We start from the raw sequence: 15225 nt of genomic DNA, 5'->3' as shown, positions 1-15225 counted from the left end.
CGTCCATGACGACGGTTCACGGACGGGCGGGCTCATTCATCAGTCGCATCACAGGGCGTCAGGTCACAGATTCCATGTCGGCACAGCGTATGACGCTTGAACCCAGCAATTCACTCAGGCTTTCCAGCCTCGGACGGTCGTTGCGGCTGGCAGCGGGCCTGATTGCGCTCGCGATTCCCTTGAGCGGCTGCGGCACCGGCGCGCTGTGGGACAAGTTCACCCAGAAGGACGACACCTTCAACGAGGAGCCCGCAGACAAGCTCTACAATGAGGGCTTGTACCTGATGAACCAGCGCAAGGATAACAAGGCGGCCTCGAAGAAATTCGAGGAAGTCGACCGTCAGCACCCTTATTCGGACTGGGCGCGCAAATCGCTGCTGATGTCGGCCTATTCCTTCTACAATCAGGGCGACTACGATAGCTGCATTGGCGCTGCGACCCGTTACGTCACGCTGCATCCCGGCAGCCCCGATGCGGCCTATGCGCAATACCTGATCGCGGCCTCGCATTACGACCAGATCCCGGACATCTCCCGCGACCAGGCCCGCACCGAAAAGGCGATCGCGGCGCTGGAAGAGGTGATTCGCAAATATCCGACCTCGGAATACTCCAATTCCGCCAAGGCCAAGCTCGAAGGCGCGCGCGACCAGCTCGCCGGCAAAGAAATGGACGTCGGCCGCTATTACATGGAACGGCGTGACTACACCGCCGCCATCAACCGCTTCAAGACCGTGGTCACCCGCTACCAGACCACGCGGCATGTCGAGGAAGCGCTGGCGCGCTTGACCGAGGCCTATATGTCGATCGGCATCGTCGGCGAGGCGCAGACGGCAGCGGCCGTACTTGGGCACAATTTTCCTGACAGCCGCTGGTACAAGGACGCCTATAATCTTGTAAAGTCCGGCGGTCTCGAGCCGAGCGAGAACAAGGGTTCCTATATTTCCAGGGCCTTCAAGAAGATGGGTCTCGGCTAGGAAATAACTTCGCATGCTCGCGCGTCTGTCGATCCGTGACATCGTCCTGATCGAACGGCTCGATATCGAATTCTCCCGTGGCCTCGCGGTACTGACCGGCGAAACCGGCGCGGGGAAATCCATCCTGCTCGATGCCTTCGCGCTGGCGCTCGGCGGCCGCGGCGATTCGGGCCTCGTCCGCCATGGCGCGGAACAGGGCCAGGTGACCGCCACCTTCGATGTGCCCAAGGGCCACCCGGCGACGAAGATCCTTTCCGAGAACGGTCTCGACGACACCGGCGAGATGATTCTCCGCCGCGTGCAGCTTGCCGACGGCCGCACCCGCGCCTTCATCAACGACCAGTCGATCAGCGTTCAGACCTTGAAGGCCGTCGGCGCCGTCCTGGTCGAGATTCACGGCCAGCATGACGAGCGCGCGCTGGTCGATGCCTCGACGCACCGGCAGTTGCTCGATGCCTTTGCCGGGCTGGAGAAGGAAGTCGCGGCGCTGGAGACGCTGTGGGAGGTGCGGCGCACGGCCAACCAGGCGCTGGGTGAGCACCGCGCCAGCATGGAGCGCGCCGCCCGCGAGGCGGATTATCTGCGCCACGCCGCCGACGAACTCAAAGCGTTGAAGCCGAAGGACGGCGAGGAGACGACGCTCGCCGAACGCCGGACCATCATGATGCAGGGCGAGAAGATCGCCAGCGACCTGCGCGAGGCGCAGGAGGCGGTCGGCGGCAACAACTCGCCGGTGCCGGCGCTGGCGGCTGCCGTGCGCCGCCTGGAACGTCGCGCCGCCAATTCGCCGGCGCTGGTCGAGCCGGCGGTGCGGGCGATCGATATCGCGATCAACGCGCTGGAAGAGGCGGACCAGCATCTCAGTGCAGCGCTCGTCGCGGCCGATTTCGATCCGGCCGAGCTCGAGCGCATCGAGGAGCGGTTGTTCGCACTGCGCGCCGCCTCGCGCAAATATTCGACACCGGTGGATGGGCTCGCGGCGCTCGCCGCGAAATTCGTCTCCGATGTCGCGCTGATCGATGCCGGCGCCGACCGGCTGAAGAAACTGGAAGCGGCTGCTGCCGAGGCCGACCAGCGCTACGGCGCGGCGGCCGAAAAACTGTCCGCGGCCCGGATCAAGTCAGCCGAAAAACTCAACAAGGCCGTCAATGCCGAACTGGCGCCGCTGAAACTCGAGCGCGCGAAGTTCACGACCCAGGTCGAAGCGGATGCGAAGTCGCCGGGACCGCAAGGCATCGATCGCGTCGAGTTCTGGGTGCAGACCAATCCGGGGACGAAGCCGGGGCCGCTGATGAAGGTCGCCTCTGGCGGCGAGCTCTCGCGCTTCCTGCTGGCGTTGAAAGTGGTGCTGGCCGACCGCGGTTCGGCGCCGACGCTGGTGTTCGACGAAATCGATACCGGCGTCGGCGGCGCCGTGGCCGACGCGATCGGCTCGCGGCTGGCGCGCCTGGCCGGCCAGGTCCAGGTGATGGCGGTGACGCACGCGCCGCAGGTGGCTGCAAGGGCCAGCCAGCATCTTTTGATATCCAAGGACGCGCTCGACAAGGGCAAGCGCGTCGCCACCCGCGTCAACGCGCTCGCCGCCGACCACCGCCGCGAGGAAATCGCCCGCATGCTGGCCGGCGCCGAGATCACCGCGGAGGCGCGGGCAGCGGCGGAGCGGCTGCTGCGCGCGGCGACGGCGTAGGCGGTGGCACGCGGCCATGGCTGTGAAAGCGAAAAAGACTCTCGTCGATGTCGAAAAGCTCACCAAGGCGCAGGCCAAGGTCGAGCACATGCGGCTGGCGCTGGAGCTCGAAGGGCACGACAAGCGCTATTATCAGGAAGACGCGCCAAGCGTGACCGACGCCGAATACGACGCGTTGCGGCAGCGATTCAATGCCATTGAAAAACGATTTCCCGAACTCGTCAGCGCGGAATCGCCGTCGCAAAAGGTCGGCGCCGCGCCGTCGGGGCGGTTCAAAAAGGTCCGGCATGCGCTGCCGATGCTGTCGCTCGACAATGCCTTTGCCGAGCAGGACGTGATCGACTTCGTCGGCCGCATCACACGGTTCCTGAAGCTGCCGGATGACAAGGTCGACTTTTCCGCCGAGCCGAAGATCGACGGTCTCTCGATGTCGCTGCGCTACGAGGGCGGCGAACTCGTCACCGCTGCCACCCGTGGCGACGGCGCGGAAGGCGAGGACGTCACTGCCAATATCCGCACGCTGGAAGATGTGCCGCAGAAGCTCAAGGGCCGCAACGTGCCTGACATCTGCGAGGTGCGTGGCGAAGTCTACATGACCAAGAAGGCGTTCCTTGCTCTCAACGAACGCCAGAAAGCCGCGGGAGACACCATCTTCGCCAATCCGCGCAATTCGGCTGCGGGCTCGCTACGTCAGAAGGACCCAAGCATCACGGCATCGCGCCCGCTCGGCTTCTTCGCCTATGCCTGGGGCGAGATGAGCGCGATGCCGGAAGGCACGCAGACCGGCATGATCCACTGGTTCGAGCGCTGCGGCTTCAAGACCAATCCGCTGACCAAGCTGTGTCATTCGGTCGATCAACTCATCGCCTTCCACCGCAAGATCGAGGAGCAGCGCGCCGAGCTCGACTACGATATCGACGGCGTCGTCTACAAGGTCGACCGCATCGACTGGCAGGAGCGGCTGGGCTTCGTTTCGCGCACGCCGCGCTGGGGCGTCGCGCACAAATTTCCGGCCGAGCGCGCCATGACAGTGCTGCGCGACATCGAGATCCAGGTCGGCCGCACCGGTTCGTTCACGCCGGTCGGCAAGCTGGAGCCGGTCGGCGTCGGCGGCGTCATCGTGCAGAACGTCACGCTGCACAACGAGGATTACATCAAGGGCATCGGCAACAAGGGCGAAGTGTTGCGCGAGGGCCGCGATATCAGGATCGGCGACACCGTCGTGATCCAGCGCGCCGGCGACGTGATCCCGCAGGTGGTCGATGTCGTCATCGACAAGCGGCCGAAAGGCGCAAAAGAGTTTCACTTCCCGAAGAAATGCCCGTGCCCGCTGCACACTGACGTCGTGCGCGAGGAGACGGCCACCGGCGAGGAGGGCTCGCGCGCCCGCTGCACCGGCGAGTTCGCCTGTCCGTTCCAGAAGATCGAGCATTTAAAGCTGTTCGTGTCTCGACGGGCCTTCGACATCGACGGGCTCGGCGAGAAGCAGCTTCAGTACTTCTTCGATCATGGATGGGTGACCGAACCGGCTGATATCTTCACGCTGCCGAAGCGCAACGCCAAGCTCAAGCTTGAAGAGATCGAGGGTTACGGCGAAACTTCGGTGCGCAACCTGTTCGCTGCGATCGAGAACCGCCGACGCATTGCACTGGAGCGCTTTATCTACGCGCTCGGCATGCGCCATGTCGGCGAGACCACGGCGCTGGCGCTGGCGCGCGGCTACGGTTCGTGGGACGCGTTCCACGACGCCTGCCTTGCGGTCGCCAAGGGCGACGAGGAGACCATCGCGGAGATGGACGCCCTGGATCAGATTGGCGATACCGTGATCAAGAGCGTCGCCGCCTATTTCGGCGAGAGCCACAACCGTGGCATCGTCGAGCGGCTGGTGAAGGAACTCAACGAGATCATCGACGCCGAAAAGCCAAAGAGCAATTCGGCCGTCGCCGGCAAGACTGTGGTGTTCACTGGCTCGCTGGAAAAGATGACGCGCGATGAGGCCAAGGCGAAGGCTGAGCGGCTGGGCGCCAAGGCCGCCGGCTCGGTGTCGAAGAAGACGGACTATGTCGTCGCCGGGCCGGGCGCGGGATCAAAGCTGGCGGAGGCCAAGAAGCACGGTGTGCAGGTGCTGACCGAGGACGAGTGGCTGAAGCTGATCGGGGAGTGAGCGGTTCTCTCGCCGTCATTGCGAGGAGCCAACGGGTCGCGCGAATGCGCGCCCGATGACAGGCTCCGCGACGAAGCGATCCATTCTCAGCGTGTGGCACGATGGATTGCTTCGCTCCGCTCGCAATGACGGGAGGGAGAGCTGCGAGCAGTGGCTTTCGGATAAAATCACAAGAGTTCACCCGTCAGTCGAAATCGAAGCGCTTGCCTTTCTCCCACGGCCGGAAGGGTGAGACCACGCGTCCCCTGCGGTCAATGCGTCCCCATTGTCCGCCCTCGTACCAGCTACGCTCGCCTTCAGTGACGGTGCTGTCAAAGACAAGCGTGCAAGCCGTGCAGACAACGGCAACTCCATCCTTGAATGGATAGGCGCCATCATACGTCGCCGGGATCACGAGATTGAGTTTGCGGTCGATGTATCCAATCTTGCCGCCGACCGGCGATCGCGCGAGACCGTCCTCGAAATAGTCCGGCCCGTTATCCATCACTTTGACCGGCACCGGGATGACGCCGCGTCGAACGTAATACCATTGGCTTTTTTGCTTGTCGGTCCCATCCATTAGCAAGACGGAAGCCAACCCATCGCGGTCATATCGAAGTCGAGCCAAAAAGGCCCGCTTCAGGCGCGGCCGCCCGTCGGGGCCGGTTGCCGCGCATTGCTTGAAAATGCGCTCGGGCTCCCAGCAGTCGAAGACCGCCGGCGTAACCGTGCCCCGGTCAATCGCCATGACCGGCCTGGATGAGAGTACGAGGAGGGCGCCCAGCGCAGCGATCTTGAGAAAATCAGGCATGATGTACGCTCGTCGTTGCAGTCCTCATTGCGGGCGAAGCGAAGCAATCCCATTGCGGCGTAAGAAAGTAATGGGATTGATTTGTTTGGCTGGCAATTGCGTCGTGAGGCAGGACAGGTTCGTCAGCGAAGCGACGAAGCAATCGATCTACCCCAAAGCGGCGCTATGGATTGCTTCGCTGCGCACGCAATGACGGTGCCGGCAATTTTCGCGCTCCTCATAACATCCCCTGTTCTTCCTCCTCCGCCTTCTCCTTCAGTTCCTCACTGACTACGACGTTTCGCCGCGGCACGAGAAAGAACATCGCCGAGGCGCAGGCGATCGAGAGTGCGAAGATTGCGGCGGTCAGTGGCAACGTGGTGGTAGAGTGGCCGCCGAGGTAGGCGCCGAATTGCGAGACCAGCGCGCCGACGCCTTGCTGCAGAAAGCCCATGGCGCCGGAGGCGGTGCCAGCGGCTTCGGGGCGGACGCTGATGGCACCGGCCGCGGCGTTGTTCATCACGAAGGCATTGGCGACCATCACGATCATCTGGGTACCGAACAGCCAGAGCGGCGCCTGATTGGTGCCAGTGAGGCTGAAGACAAGGTTCAAGAGGGCGCCGGCGAATTGCAGCGCCAGCCCGAACCAGATCAGCCGCTCCAGCGGCTGGCGCGGCGCGAAGCGGACGCAGAACACATTGCCGATCAGATAGGCGAAACCCGTCGTCGCAAACCAGGCGCCGTATTCGGCCGTGGTGCGGCCCATCTGTGTCACCACGATGTAGGGTCCGCCGCCGGCGAACATGAAAATGATCTGCGACGCCAGCACCTGGCACAGCACATAGCCGATGAAAGCGCGGTTGCGGATCAGGCTGCTGATATCGCCACGAAAACTGCTGCTCTGGCTGCGGACGCGGCGCGTTTCGGGCAGCGCCATGGCGATCAGCACCGCGACGCTGAGCGAAGCCGCCGTGATGAAATAGAAGATCGCGCGCCAGCCGAACGCGGTTTCCAGCAAACCGCCGACGAGTGCGCTCAGCATCTGCGCCATCATCATGACGGCAATGACGAGACTGATCATGGAGCTGATGCGGTCGCGGCTGTAGAGGTCGCGGATGATGGCGCGGCTCACCACCATGCCGGTGGCGCCGCCCAGCGCCTGCAGGAAGCGCGCGACAATCAGTTGTGGCAGCGTCTGCGCCAGCGAACAGCCGATGCTGGCCACCACCATCAGGGCAAGGCCGGCGAGCAGCACCGGGCGGCGGCCCAATTTGTCCGACAGCGGTCCCATGATGAGCTGCGAGCAGGCGATGCCGACCATGTAGAGCGACACCGTCATCTGCGCCACCGAGATATCGCCGCCGAATGTGGTCGCCAGCACGGGCAACGCCGGCACCAGCATGTAAAGCGAGATCGGCGCGACGCCGGTCATCGCGACCAGCATCAGCAGCGTGATTTTCGAGGTCGCAACGGCATTCGCCGCCGCGCCGGGCGGCTTGCCCATAACGCCGTGCATTCAGTTCAGATCCTGTTGGTTGAACTGACTTTTACCCAGATGGCCCAGCGGGAATAGGGACGTTTCGGCATGCGGCCATGCCGATTTCGGACAGCACACTCCGCTGTCGTCACCCGCGGAGGCGGGTGACCCAGTATTCCAGAAACGTCAGCGATTCAATCGATAGGCCGCGGCGTACTGGGTCCCCCGCCTTCGCGGGGGACGACGGCCGGGCATTAGGCAACACTTGCTCAAAGCGGCAGCAGCGCCGCGGTGGCTTCATCCAGCCACAGCTTGGTGGCGTTGTCGTCGAGATGGGGACGCACCGCGCGGTTGACGCGCTCGTGGTAGTCGTTGAGCCACTTCAGTTCTGTTGCGCTCAGCATGTTGACGTCGATCAGGCGGCGATCGATCGGCGCCAGCGTCAGCGTCTCGAAGGCGTTCACCGGCTTCTCGGCGCCCGGCACGTCGGTGCCGATGACGAGTTCGAGGTTCTCGATCCGGATGCCATAGGCGTCGGTCTTGTAATAGCCGGGCTCGTTGGAGAGGATCATGCCGCGTTTCAGCGGCGTGGTGCCGAGTTTTGAAATCCGCGCCGGGCCTTCATGCACCGAGAGATAGCTACCGACGCCGTGCCCGGTGCCGTGCTCGAAATCGAGGCCGGCCTGCCACAGAAATTGCCGCGCAAAGCTGTCGAGCTGCGCGCCGGTGGTGCCGTCGGGAAACACCGCGCGCGCGATTGCGATGTGGCCGCGCAGCACGCGCGTGAAGCGGTCGCGCATTTCGTCGGTAGGATTGCCGATCGCGATGGTGCGGGTGACGTCGGTGGTGCCGTCTTCATACTGCGCGCCGGAATCGATCAGCAGCAGATCGCCGGGCGAAATCCGCCGGTTGCTCTTGCGGGTGACGCGATAATGCACGATGGCGCCGTTCGGCCCGGTGCCGGCGATAGTGGGAAACGAGACGTCCTTCAGCGCGCAGGTCTGGCGGCGAAAAGTTTCCAGCGCCTCGACGGTGTCGATCTCGGTCAGCGCGCCGGAGGGGGCCTCGCGGTCGATCCAGGCGAGGAAGCGCGTCAGCGCCACCGCATCGCGCTGATGCGCGGTCCGCGTGCCCTCGATTTCGGTGATGTTCTTCACCGCCTTCAACAGGCTGACCGGATCGTTGCCGCGCACCGGTTTTCCCCCGGCGGCCGCGATCAGGCGGCTCAGCGCGTCGGCTGCGGTAGCGCTGTCGAGCGCGATTGCGGTGCCACCGCGCGCGAGCTCGGTCAGCATTGGCACCAGCGCGTCGGGCTCGCTGACGTCGGCGGATTGTTCGAGATGGTCGCGCGTCACGTTGGAAAGCTTGCGGTGATCGATGAAGACGGTGGGGCGGCCGTCCTTCGGCACCAGCGCGTAGGACAGAGGTAGCGGCGTGTGCGAGACGTCGGCGCCGCGGATGTTGAAGGTCCAGGCCACCGCGTGGCTATCCGACAGCACCAGCGCATCGACGCCGAGCTTGTTGATCTCGAGCCGGATGCGCTTGAGCTTCTCGGCCTCGATCTCGCCGGAAAACTGCACGCCATGAATGGCGACGGGGCCGCGCGGCGGGGCCGGGCGCTCGGTCCAGATCTGGTCCAGCGGGTTGCTCTCGACCGCGATCAGCTCCGCGCCGGCCTTGGCGCAGGCGGCGGCCAGACGCTCCGCTGCCGCCGAAGTGTGCAGCCACGGGTCAAAACCGAGGCGGTCGCCGGCCGCAAGGTGCCGGGACAGCCAGTGTTCCGGCGGCGGATCGGCCAGCGGCTCGATGTGCCAGGCCTTGCGGTCGACCTGTTTGGCGGCCTGCAGCGTATAGCGGCCATCGACGAAAACAGCGGCCTCGCGCGTCAGGACGATCGCCATGCCGGCCGAGCCGGTGAAGCCGGTGAGCCAGGCCAGCCGCTCCTCGGAGGCCGCGACATACTCGTTTTGCTGCTGATCTGCCCGTGGAATCACGAATCCGGTCAGCTTCCGCTGTGCCAGTTCCTCGCGAAAGGTGCCAAGACGTGCGGCGAGCGCCACGCCGCCTTCGGGTTCTTCGAATGTCTGGAAATGGGCTTCGAACATCGCCGGGTCACTTTAGAGTTGGGCGGAGACGTCCGCAATCGGGCGGAGTTCGCCACAATTTGGCATATTCCGTGCTTCACTATATCCGTCCGCGTTAGTCGGACGAATGGTTTTACGCCCCAGGCCGTTCGGCTCAAGAATACCGGGAGGCTCCAGGAGTGTTTCAACTCAACGAAGAGGGGATACACCATGCCTGCTTTCATGTTCGAGAAGATTACGCCACCGCCGGTCGATCGCGGTCCGGCGCCGCCGGTCGCTAACAAGAAACAGCGCGGCGTCATCGTTCAGATCCTCGACCGGTTCGCGGAGGCGCGCGTCAAGCGGTCGTTGCAGAGAGAGAAGGGCGTCATCGCCCGCAATCGGAACAGACCGTCCGAATAGAGTTTCAGTTCACCTTGCGCAGCAACAGACTGCTCCAGCCTTCGATGCGAAGGTGGCGGACCGGCACCAGCCCGCGGGCGCGATAGGCGGCGATGACGGCGGGCGCCTGATGCGTCAGCAGCCCTGAGAGGATGACTAGCGCCGACGGCGCCAGATGCCGCGCCATCGGCCCCGCCAGTTGCCGCAACGGATTGGCGAGAATATTCGCCAGCACCAGATCGAACGGCGCGGCTTGTGCAAATTGCGGCGCCGAGAAGCCGGTGGCGCGGACCGCGCACACCAGATGTCCCGCTACATTCAGCCGCGCATTGTCGCGCGCGACCTGCACCGATGGCGGATCGATATCGCTGGCCAGGATCTTTTCATGCAGCGCCCGGGCCGCGGCGATCGCCAGCACGCCGGTGCCGGTGCCGAGATCGAGCACGCGGCGTGGGCGCCAGGCTTTCAGGACATGATCGAGCAGCAGCAGGCAGCCGCGCGTGGTGCCGTGGTGGCCGGTACCGAACGCCAGCGCCGCCTCGATCTCGATGCCGAGCTTGTTGGGTGCGATCCGCTCGCGGTCATGCTGGCCGTGGACGACGAAGCGGCCGGCGGGCACGGGAACGAGGTCCTCGAGGCTGGCCTTGACCCAATCCTTGGCTTCGACCGTGTCGAAGACGATGCCCGCGGCGATGTCAGCGCCGGCGGCATTGGCCACGAGTTCGCGCATCAGCGCCTGGTCGGGTGCTTCCGCAAAATGCACCGTGACGTCCCATCGCCCATCCGGCCGTTCGAACGCGGCGATTGCGGCCTGGCCTTCAAAAAAAACTTCGGTCAGGACATCGACGACACCCTTGGCTGTATGCTCGTCACCGACGGCAAAATTGACGCGATGTGTGGGCGCGAGATAAGTCATTGAAGAGCCTGGAGGAAAGGAGGAGCGCGCGATTGGTGGTAGGGTGATTCATTCAAATTTGAGCAAATTTCACGTTGTAATACTCGGAAAAGTTGCGGGTCCGACGTTAGCGCGGCCTTAGATTCATCCCAGTAGGTTCCGGGACAGGAACTGCAGGGGGAACCTCGGTTCCACGAACATCAACCCAGGTCGGAACCAGCCAATGTCGATCATTAAGTCATTCTTCAAGGACGAATCGGGAGCCACGGCCATCGAGTATGGCCTGATCGCAGCAGGTATCGCGATTGCGATCATCACCGCCGTGAACGGTCTCGGCACCAAGCTCAGCACCAACTTCGATACTATCAGCTCGTCGCTGAAGTAATTGCCAAGTATCGGGGGCATAACGGACCGGGCGCGTCGCGCGCCCGGTCCGTTATTTTTGGGCCGGCATTGCCGGTCATTTCCACCGCTTATCCACAGTCGAGCGGGGCCCTGCTGATCCAGTTATCCCGGTAGCCATACCGATGCCTTCCACCGCCGCTACGGCGGGTTTTCGACAACCAATCCACAGGCTTTCCCGCGCGTTACCCACCGGCCGTCCACAGCCTGTTCCACACCATTTGTGGGCGGGAGACGAGCCGGCCATGGCGGGTTAGGATTTCGTTCACCACGCGGTGTGCTTGTCAGCCTATCCGAAGAGCGCGCGGTGATCGCCAAGGATCACCTTTGCGGCGTTGTGGCCGGGGGCGCCGGTGACGCCGCCGCCGGGATGCGCGCCTGAGCCGCAATGGTAGAGGCCTTTCAGCGGCCCGCGATAATCGGCATGGCCCAGCATCGGTCGCGCCGAGAACAATTGGTTGAGCGTCAGCGCCCCGTGAAAGATGTCGCCGCCGAGCAGGCCAAATTGCCGCTCCAGATCCAGCGGGGACAGCACCTGACGGCCGATCACGCTGGCTGCGAAACCCGGTGCGAATTTATCCACCGTCGCGATCATGAGGTCGGCGACTTCCTCGCGGTGATCGTCCCATGATTTCCCGTCCGGCAATTCCGGCGCGACGTGCTGGCAGAACAGGCTCGCGACATGCTGGCCCTCCGGCGCGAGCGACGAGTCGAGCGTCGAGGGGATCAGCACTTCCACGACAGGCTCGCGGCTCCAGCCGTGGCTGCGCGCGTCCTGCCAGGCGCGATCCATGTAGCCAAGGCTCGGCGCGAGGATGATGCCGGCGGTGAGGTGATCGCCCGAGCCGGGCAGGGCGGTGAAGGAAGGCAGGGCATTGAGCGCGACATTCATCCGGAAAGTGCCTGATGCGTTGCGCCAGCGCCCGATGCGCTCAAGGAATTCCGGCGCCAGCGCGTTCGACGGTACCAGCCGCGTATACAGCAATTTCGGATTGACGCCGGAGACGACATATTTCGCGCGAATGGTCTCGCCGTTGTCGAGGACCACGCCCGCGGCGCGGCCACTCTCGACGATCACCTCGCGCACGCCGGCCTCGGTTTCGATCTCCGCGCCAGCCCCGCGCGCCGCGCGCGCCATCGCCTGCGTGATCGCGCCCATGCCGCCGATGGCGTGGCCCCACACGCCCTTCTTGCCGTTCACCTCGCCGAACGCATGGTGCAGCATCACATACGCGGAGCCGGCGGCGTAAGGGCTGGCGTAATTACCGACGATGGCGTCGAAGCCGAACAGCGCCTTCACCAGGTCGTTCTCGAAACGCTCGTCCAGCATTTCGCCGGCCGACCGCGTAAACAGGTCCAGCAGGCTGCGCTGCTGTTCGAGCGTGAGTTTGCGCAGGATGCCGGCGGTACTCATGGCGTTGAACGCTTCGCGGATTGCACCGATGCCAAAACCCTCGACGAGGTTCGGCGGCGCGCGCAGCACGAATTGCCGCAGCACGTCGGCGATGCCCTCCAGTTCGCGCGAGAAGGCGTCGATACGCGTGGCATCGTGCTTGCTGAGTTTTTCAACTGAGGCCCGCGTGCGGCCTTCACCGGTCAGGAGATAGCTGCCGTCGGGCGCGGGCAGAAAATTCTGCGCGTGGCGCTCGACGATGCGCAAGCCGTGTTCGGCGAGCTTCAGGTCGGCTGATATCTGCGGGTTGAGCAAGCTGACCGTATAGGCGGCGACCGAATTGCGGAAGCCGGGGTGGAATTCCTCGGTCACCGCCGCGCCGCCGACCGCCTTGCGGCGCTCCACCACTTTGACGCGCAGCCCGGCCATCGCGAGATAGGCCGCGCAGGTGAGGCCGTTATGCCCCGCCCCAATGATGACAACATCCGTCTCGTTCATGCTAGCTTCAGTTTCAAGAAGGTTTGATCGGGAAGGGCGCGAAGCGCCCTATCCGTGCTTTCTTATCCCGCATTGCTCGCCGTGTCGCCCTATGCTCCATTGCGGCCCGCCGGCGGCCCTGCCGGGCATCCCGCCACCGGTGCCCGCCGGTTTCCAGCCGGAGTTTTGATGACTTCTTCCGATCTGTCCGTTTCAGCGGACCTGCCTTCCGAACGTCGGAACCGGCTGGTCCTGGTCGTCTACACCGCCGCGATCTTCGTCAGCGCGCTGCTGCTGTTTTCGGTGCAGCCCCTGTTCACCAAGATGGTATTGCCGCGGCTCGGGGGCTCGCCTGCGGTGTGGTCGGTGGCGATGGTGTTCTTCCAGTCGCTGCTGCTTGGCGGCTACGCCTATGCGCATTTCCTGATGCAACTCCGCAACCGCAAGCTTCCGGTGGCGGTCCATCTGGTGCTGCTCGCGGTTGCGATGCTGACGCTGCCGCTGTCGATCGCGAGCGGGTGGGGCGATCCGCCGACTTCAGGCTATGCGCTCTGGCTGCTCGGCCTGTTCGCGGTGTCAATCGGATTGCCGTTCTTTGCGCTCGCGGCCAACAACCCCTTGCTGCAGGCCTGGTTCGTCCGCACCGGACACCCCAACGGTCCCGATCCGTACTTCCTCTACGCTTCCTCGAATATCGGCAGTTTCCTGGCGCTGTTGTCCTATCCGGTGCTGCTGGAGCCGATGTTCACGCTACGCACGCAGAACCTGATCTGGACTGGCGGTTATGGCCTGTTGATCCTGCTGATCGCAACCAGCGGCGTGTTGCTGCTGCGCTCGCCGGCGAAGGCGGCGGAACTGAACATGCCGGCCGATGACACCGACGCGCTGGCGCCATCCTGGCTGCTGCGTGCACGCTGGATATTCCTCGCCGCCGTACCGTCGGGGCTGCTGATTGCGGTGACCGCGCATATTTCCACCGACGTCGCCGCGGCGCCGCTACTGTGGGTGTTGCCGCTATCGCTCTATCTGTTGACCTGGGTGCTGGTGTTCCAGTCGCGGCCGTTGCTGCCGCACAAATGGATGCTGCTGGCGCAGCCGCTGGCGATCGCCGGCACCGTGGTGCTGCTCGCCTTCGGCGGCGAGCAGAATCTGCTGCTGACACTCGGCGGGCATCAGTTCTGCTTCTTCGTCATTGCGATGGCCTGCCATGGCGAACTGGCGCGCACGCGCCCGGCGGCGAAATATCTCACCGGCTTCTATGTTGCTTTGTCGTTCGGTGGCATGGTCGGCGGCTTGTTCGCCGGCTTGATTGCGCCGTTCACCTTCTCATGGGTCGCGGAGTATCCGATCCTGCTGGCGTTGGCGGCGCTGTGCCGACCGCCCGGCAACGAACGCCTGTCGCGCTGGAGCCAATGGTACTGGCCATTCCTCGCCGCGCTGGCGGTGGCGCTGCTTCTGCCGACATGGTCGACCGGGAAAGTATTCAACTGGCTGGAAGATCATCGCGTCTGGATGATCGGCGCGGTCGGTGTGCTGGCGGCGCTGCTGGCGCTTGGCCTCAACGCCAACCGCTGGAAGATTTTTGCAACCGTTGTGGTCGCGCTGGTGCTGTTGCGCGCCTATCCGTCCGACGACGGGCGGGTGGAAACCGTGCGCAGCTTTTTCGGCGTCCACAAGATCGTGGTGACGCCGAACGGCCAGTATCACGTGCTGATGCATGGCACCACGATCCACGGCGCCGAGAAATTCAAGAACGACGATGGTACGCCGGTCACCGGCCAGCCGGAGCCGATCACCTACTACCACAAGGACGGCGGCATCGGTCAGGCGATCACCGCGATCCGCGCGCGCAAGGGCTCGCCGTTGCGCGTGGCGGTGATCGGGCTCGGCTCGGGCACGCTGGTCTGCGCGTCCGAACCCGGCGAGGAGTGGAAATTCTTCGAGATCGACCAGACCATGGTCGATACCGCCCGCGATCCGAAATATTTCACCTACATCCAGGTCTGCGAGCCGAATCTCGAACCCGTGATCGGCGATGCGCGGCTGACCTTCGCGCGCGAGCCCGACGGCGTTTATGATCTGATCATCGTCGACGCCTATTCGTCGGATGCGATTCCGATTCATCTGGCGACCGAAGAGGCAATGGAGATCTACAAGTCCAAGCTGGCGCCGCAGGGCGCGGTGGTGATGCACGTCTCCAATCGGCATCTGGAACTGTCGAGCGTGGTCGTCGGCATCGCCGATGCCAACGATCTGAAGAGCTGGGTCTACAGCGAGGATACCGGTCGCGACAGTGAATATATCTTCTCGACCTCGGTCGTGGTCTCGGCGCGGGAAGAGACCGATGTCGGCAAGCTCGCATCCTCCGACCAGTGGGCGCTCACCGAGGCCGAAGACGACCAGCGGGTCTGGACCGACGATTATTCCAATGTGCTGGGCGCGGTGTGGCGTCGGCTCAGAAAGGGCGAGGAATAGCCGTCTTGCAGCCGGGCAGGGCGCGCCTATGATCATGGTGTGCCCTG

11 protein-coding genes are annotated in these 15225 nt (G+C 64.1%); 6 read left to right on the top strand and 5 right to left on the bottom strand.

Going from position 1 to position 15225, the window contains the following annotated elements; genetic code table 11:
* The first annotated feature begins 74 nt into the window (after positions 1-74).
* The 3 genes from ACH79_RS01590 to ligA are packed head-to-tail and all read left to right on the top strand — an operon-like array spanning position 75 to position 4825.
* The gene (locus ACH79_RS01590) at positions 75-974 is read left to right on the top strand and encodes an outer membrane protein assembly factor BamD (RefSeq protein ID WP_161849446.1); all 900 of its coding nucleotides are present in this window, start codon (positions 75-77) and stop codon (positions 972-974) included.
* A 13-nt stretch (positions 975-987) separates the two neighbouring features.
* Complete coding sequence (gene recN, locus ACH79_RS01585; protein ID WP_161849445.1) at positions 988-2661, top strand: DNA repair protein RecN; 1674 nt, start codon at positions 988-990, stop codon at positions 2659-2661.
* 16 nt (positions 2662-2677) lie between these two features.
* Positions 2678-4825 (top strand): NAD-dependent DNA ligase LigA, encoded by a 2148-nt coding sequence (ligA, locus tag ACH79_RS01580; RefSeq protein WP_161849444.1) that lies wholly within the window; start codon positions 2678-2680, stop codon positions 4823-4825.
* Positions 4826-5009: 184 nt separating this feature from the next.
* On the opposite strand, the gene ACH79_RS01575 is transcribed toward ligA, so the two are convergent.
* The 3 genes from ACH79_RS01575 to ACH79_RS01565 form a co-directional block, all read right to left on the bottom strand.
* A complete protein-coding gene (locus tag ACH79_RS01575) occupies positions 5010-5615 on the bottom strand; it encodes a WG repeat-containing protein (RefSeq protein ID WP_246738387.1) in 606 nt (201 codons plus the stop codon).
* Between the two features lie 217 nt (positions 5616-5832).
* The gene (locus tag ACH79_RS01570) at positions 5833-7110 is read right to left on the bottom strand and encodes a multidrug effflux MFS transporter (RefSeq protein ID WP_161849443.1); all 1278 of its coding nucleotides are present in this window, start codon (positions 7108-7110) and stop codon (positions 5833-5835) included.
* A gap of 230 nt (positions 7111-7340) precedes the next feature.
* Positions 7341-9176: an aminopeptidase P family protein gene (locus ACH79_RS01565; protein ID WP_161849442.1), complete on the bottom strand. Its 1836-nt coding sequence runs from the start codon at positions 9174-9176 to the stop codon at positions 7341-7343.
* A 189-nt stretch (positions 9177-9365) separates the two neighbouring features.
* Between ACH79_RS01565 and ACH79_RS01560 the strand changes: the two genes are divergently transcribed.
* Positions 9366-9557, top strand: a complete 192-nt coding sequence (locus ACH79_RS01560) for a hypothetical protein (RefSeq protein WP_161849441.1) — start codon at positions 9366-9368, stop codon at positions 9555-9557.
* Positions 9558-9561: 4 nt separating this feature from the next.
* Here the strand turns inward: ACH79_RS01560 and ACH79_RS01555 are convergent, their stop codons facing one another.
* On the bottom strand, positions 9562-10452 hold the full coding sequence (locus ACH79_RS01555; RefSeq protein ID WP_161849440.1) for a 50S ribosomal protein L11 methyltransferase: 891 nt from the start codon (positions 10450-10452) through the stop codon (positions 9562-9564).
* Positions 10453-10654: 202 nt separating this feature from the next.
* Here ACH79_RS01555 and ACH79_RS01550 point away from each other — a divergent pair, with 202 nt between their 5' ends.
* On the top strand, positions 10655-10816 hold the full coding sequence (locus tag ACH79_RS01550) for a Flp family type IVb pilin (protein ID WP_057862367.1): 162 nt from the start codon (positions 10655-10657) through the stop codon (positions 10814-10816).
* 306 nt (positions 10817-11122) lie between these two features.
* Here ACH79_RS01550 and ACH79_RS01545 read toward each other — a convergent pair whose 3' ends face one another.
* The gene (locus ACH79_RS01545) at positions 11123-12724 is read right to left on the bottom strand and encodes an NAD(P)/FAD-dependent oxidoreductase (RefSeq protein WP_161849439.1); all 1602 of its coding nucleotides are present in this window, start codon (positions 12722-12724) and stop codon (positions 11123-11125) included.
* A 168-nt stretch (positions 12725-12892) separates the two neighbouring features.
* On the opposite strand from ACH79_RS01545, the gene ACH79_RS01540 reads away from it, so the two are divergent.
* On the top strand, positions 12893-15178 hold the full coding sequence (locus ACH79_RS01540) for a spermidine synthase (protein WP_161849438.1): 2286 nt from the start codon (positions 12893-12895) through the stop codon (positions 15176-15178).
* Positions 15179-15225: the final 47 nt, after the last annotated feature.

Source organism: Bradyrhizobium sp. CCBAU 051011, from assembly GCF_009930815.1.
Lineage (GTDB): Bacteria > Pseudomonadota > Alphaproteobacteria > Rhizobiales > Xanthobacteraceae > Bradyrhizobium.
Note: the sequence above shows the minus strand (reverse complement) of the source record. Positions and strands in the feature narration are given on the sequence as shown.

Bases quoted from the DNA above. Each gene is read 5' to 3' on its own strand.
- ACH79_RS01590 (WP_161849446.1), top strand. From the start codon at position 75: ATGTCGGCACAGCGTATGACGCTTGAACCCAGCAATTCACTCAGGCTT.
- recN (WP_161849445.1), top strand. From the start codon at position 988: ATGCTCGCGCGTCTGTCGATCCGTGACATCGTCCTGATCGAACGGCTC.
- ligA (WP_161849444.1), top strand. From the start codon at position 2,678: ATGGCTGTGAAAGCGAAAAAGACTCTCGTCGATGTCGAAAAGCTCACC.
- ACH79_RS01575 (WP_246738387.1), bottom strand. From the start codon at position 5,615: ATGCCTGATTTTCTCAAGATCGCTGCGCTGGGCGCCCTCCTCGTACTC.
- ACH79_RS01570 (WP_161849443.1), bottom strand. From the start codon at position 7,110: ATGCACGGCGTTATGGGCAAGCCGCCCGGCGCGGCGGCGAATGCCGTT.
- ACH79_RS01565 (WP_161849442.1), bottom strand. From the start codon at position 9,176: ATGTTCGAAGCCCATTTCCAGACATTCGAAGAACCCGAAGGCGGCGTG.
- ACH79_RS01560 (WP_161849441.1), top strand. From the start codon at position 9,366: ATGCCTGCTTTCATGTTCGAGAAGATTACGCCACCGCCGGTCGATCGC.
- ACH79_RS01555 (WP_161849440.1), bottom strand. From the start codon at position 10,452: ATGACTTATCTCGCGCCCACACATCGCGTCAATTTTGCCGTCGGTGAC.
- ACH79_RS01550 (WP_057862367.1), top strand. From the start codon at position 10,655: ATGTCGATCATTAAGTCATTCTTCAAGGACGAATCGGGAGCCACGGCC.
- ACH79_RS01545 (WP_161849439.1), bottom strand. From the start codon at position 12,724: ATGAACGAGACGGATGTTGTCATCATTGGGGCGGGGCATAACGGCCTC.
- ACH79_RS01540 (WP_161849438.1), top strand. From the start codon at position 12,893: ATGACTTCTTCCGATCTGTCCGTTTCAGCGGACCTGCCTTCCGAACGT.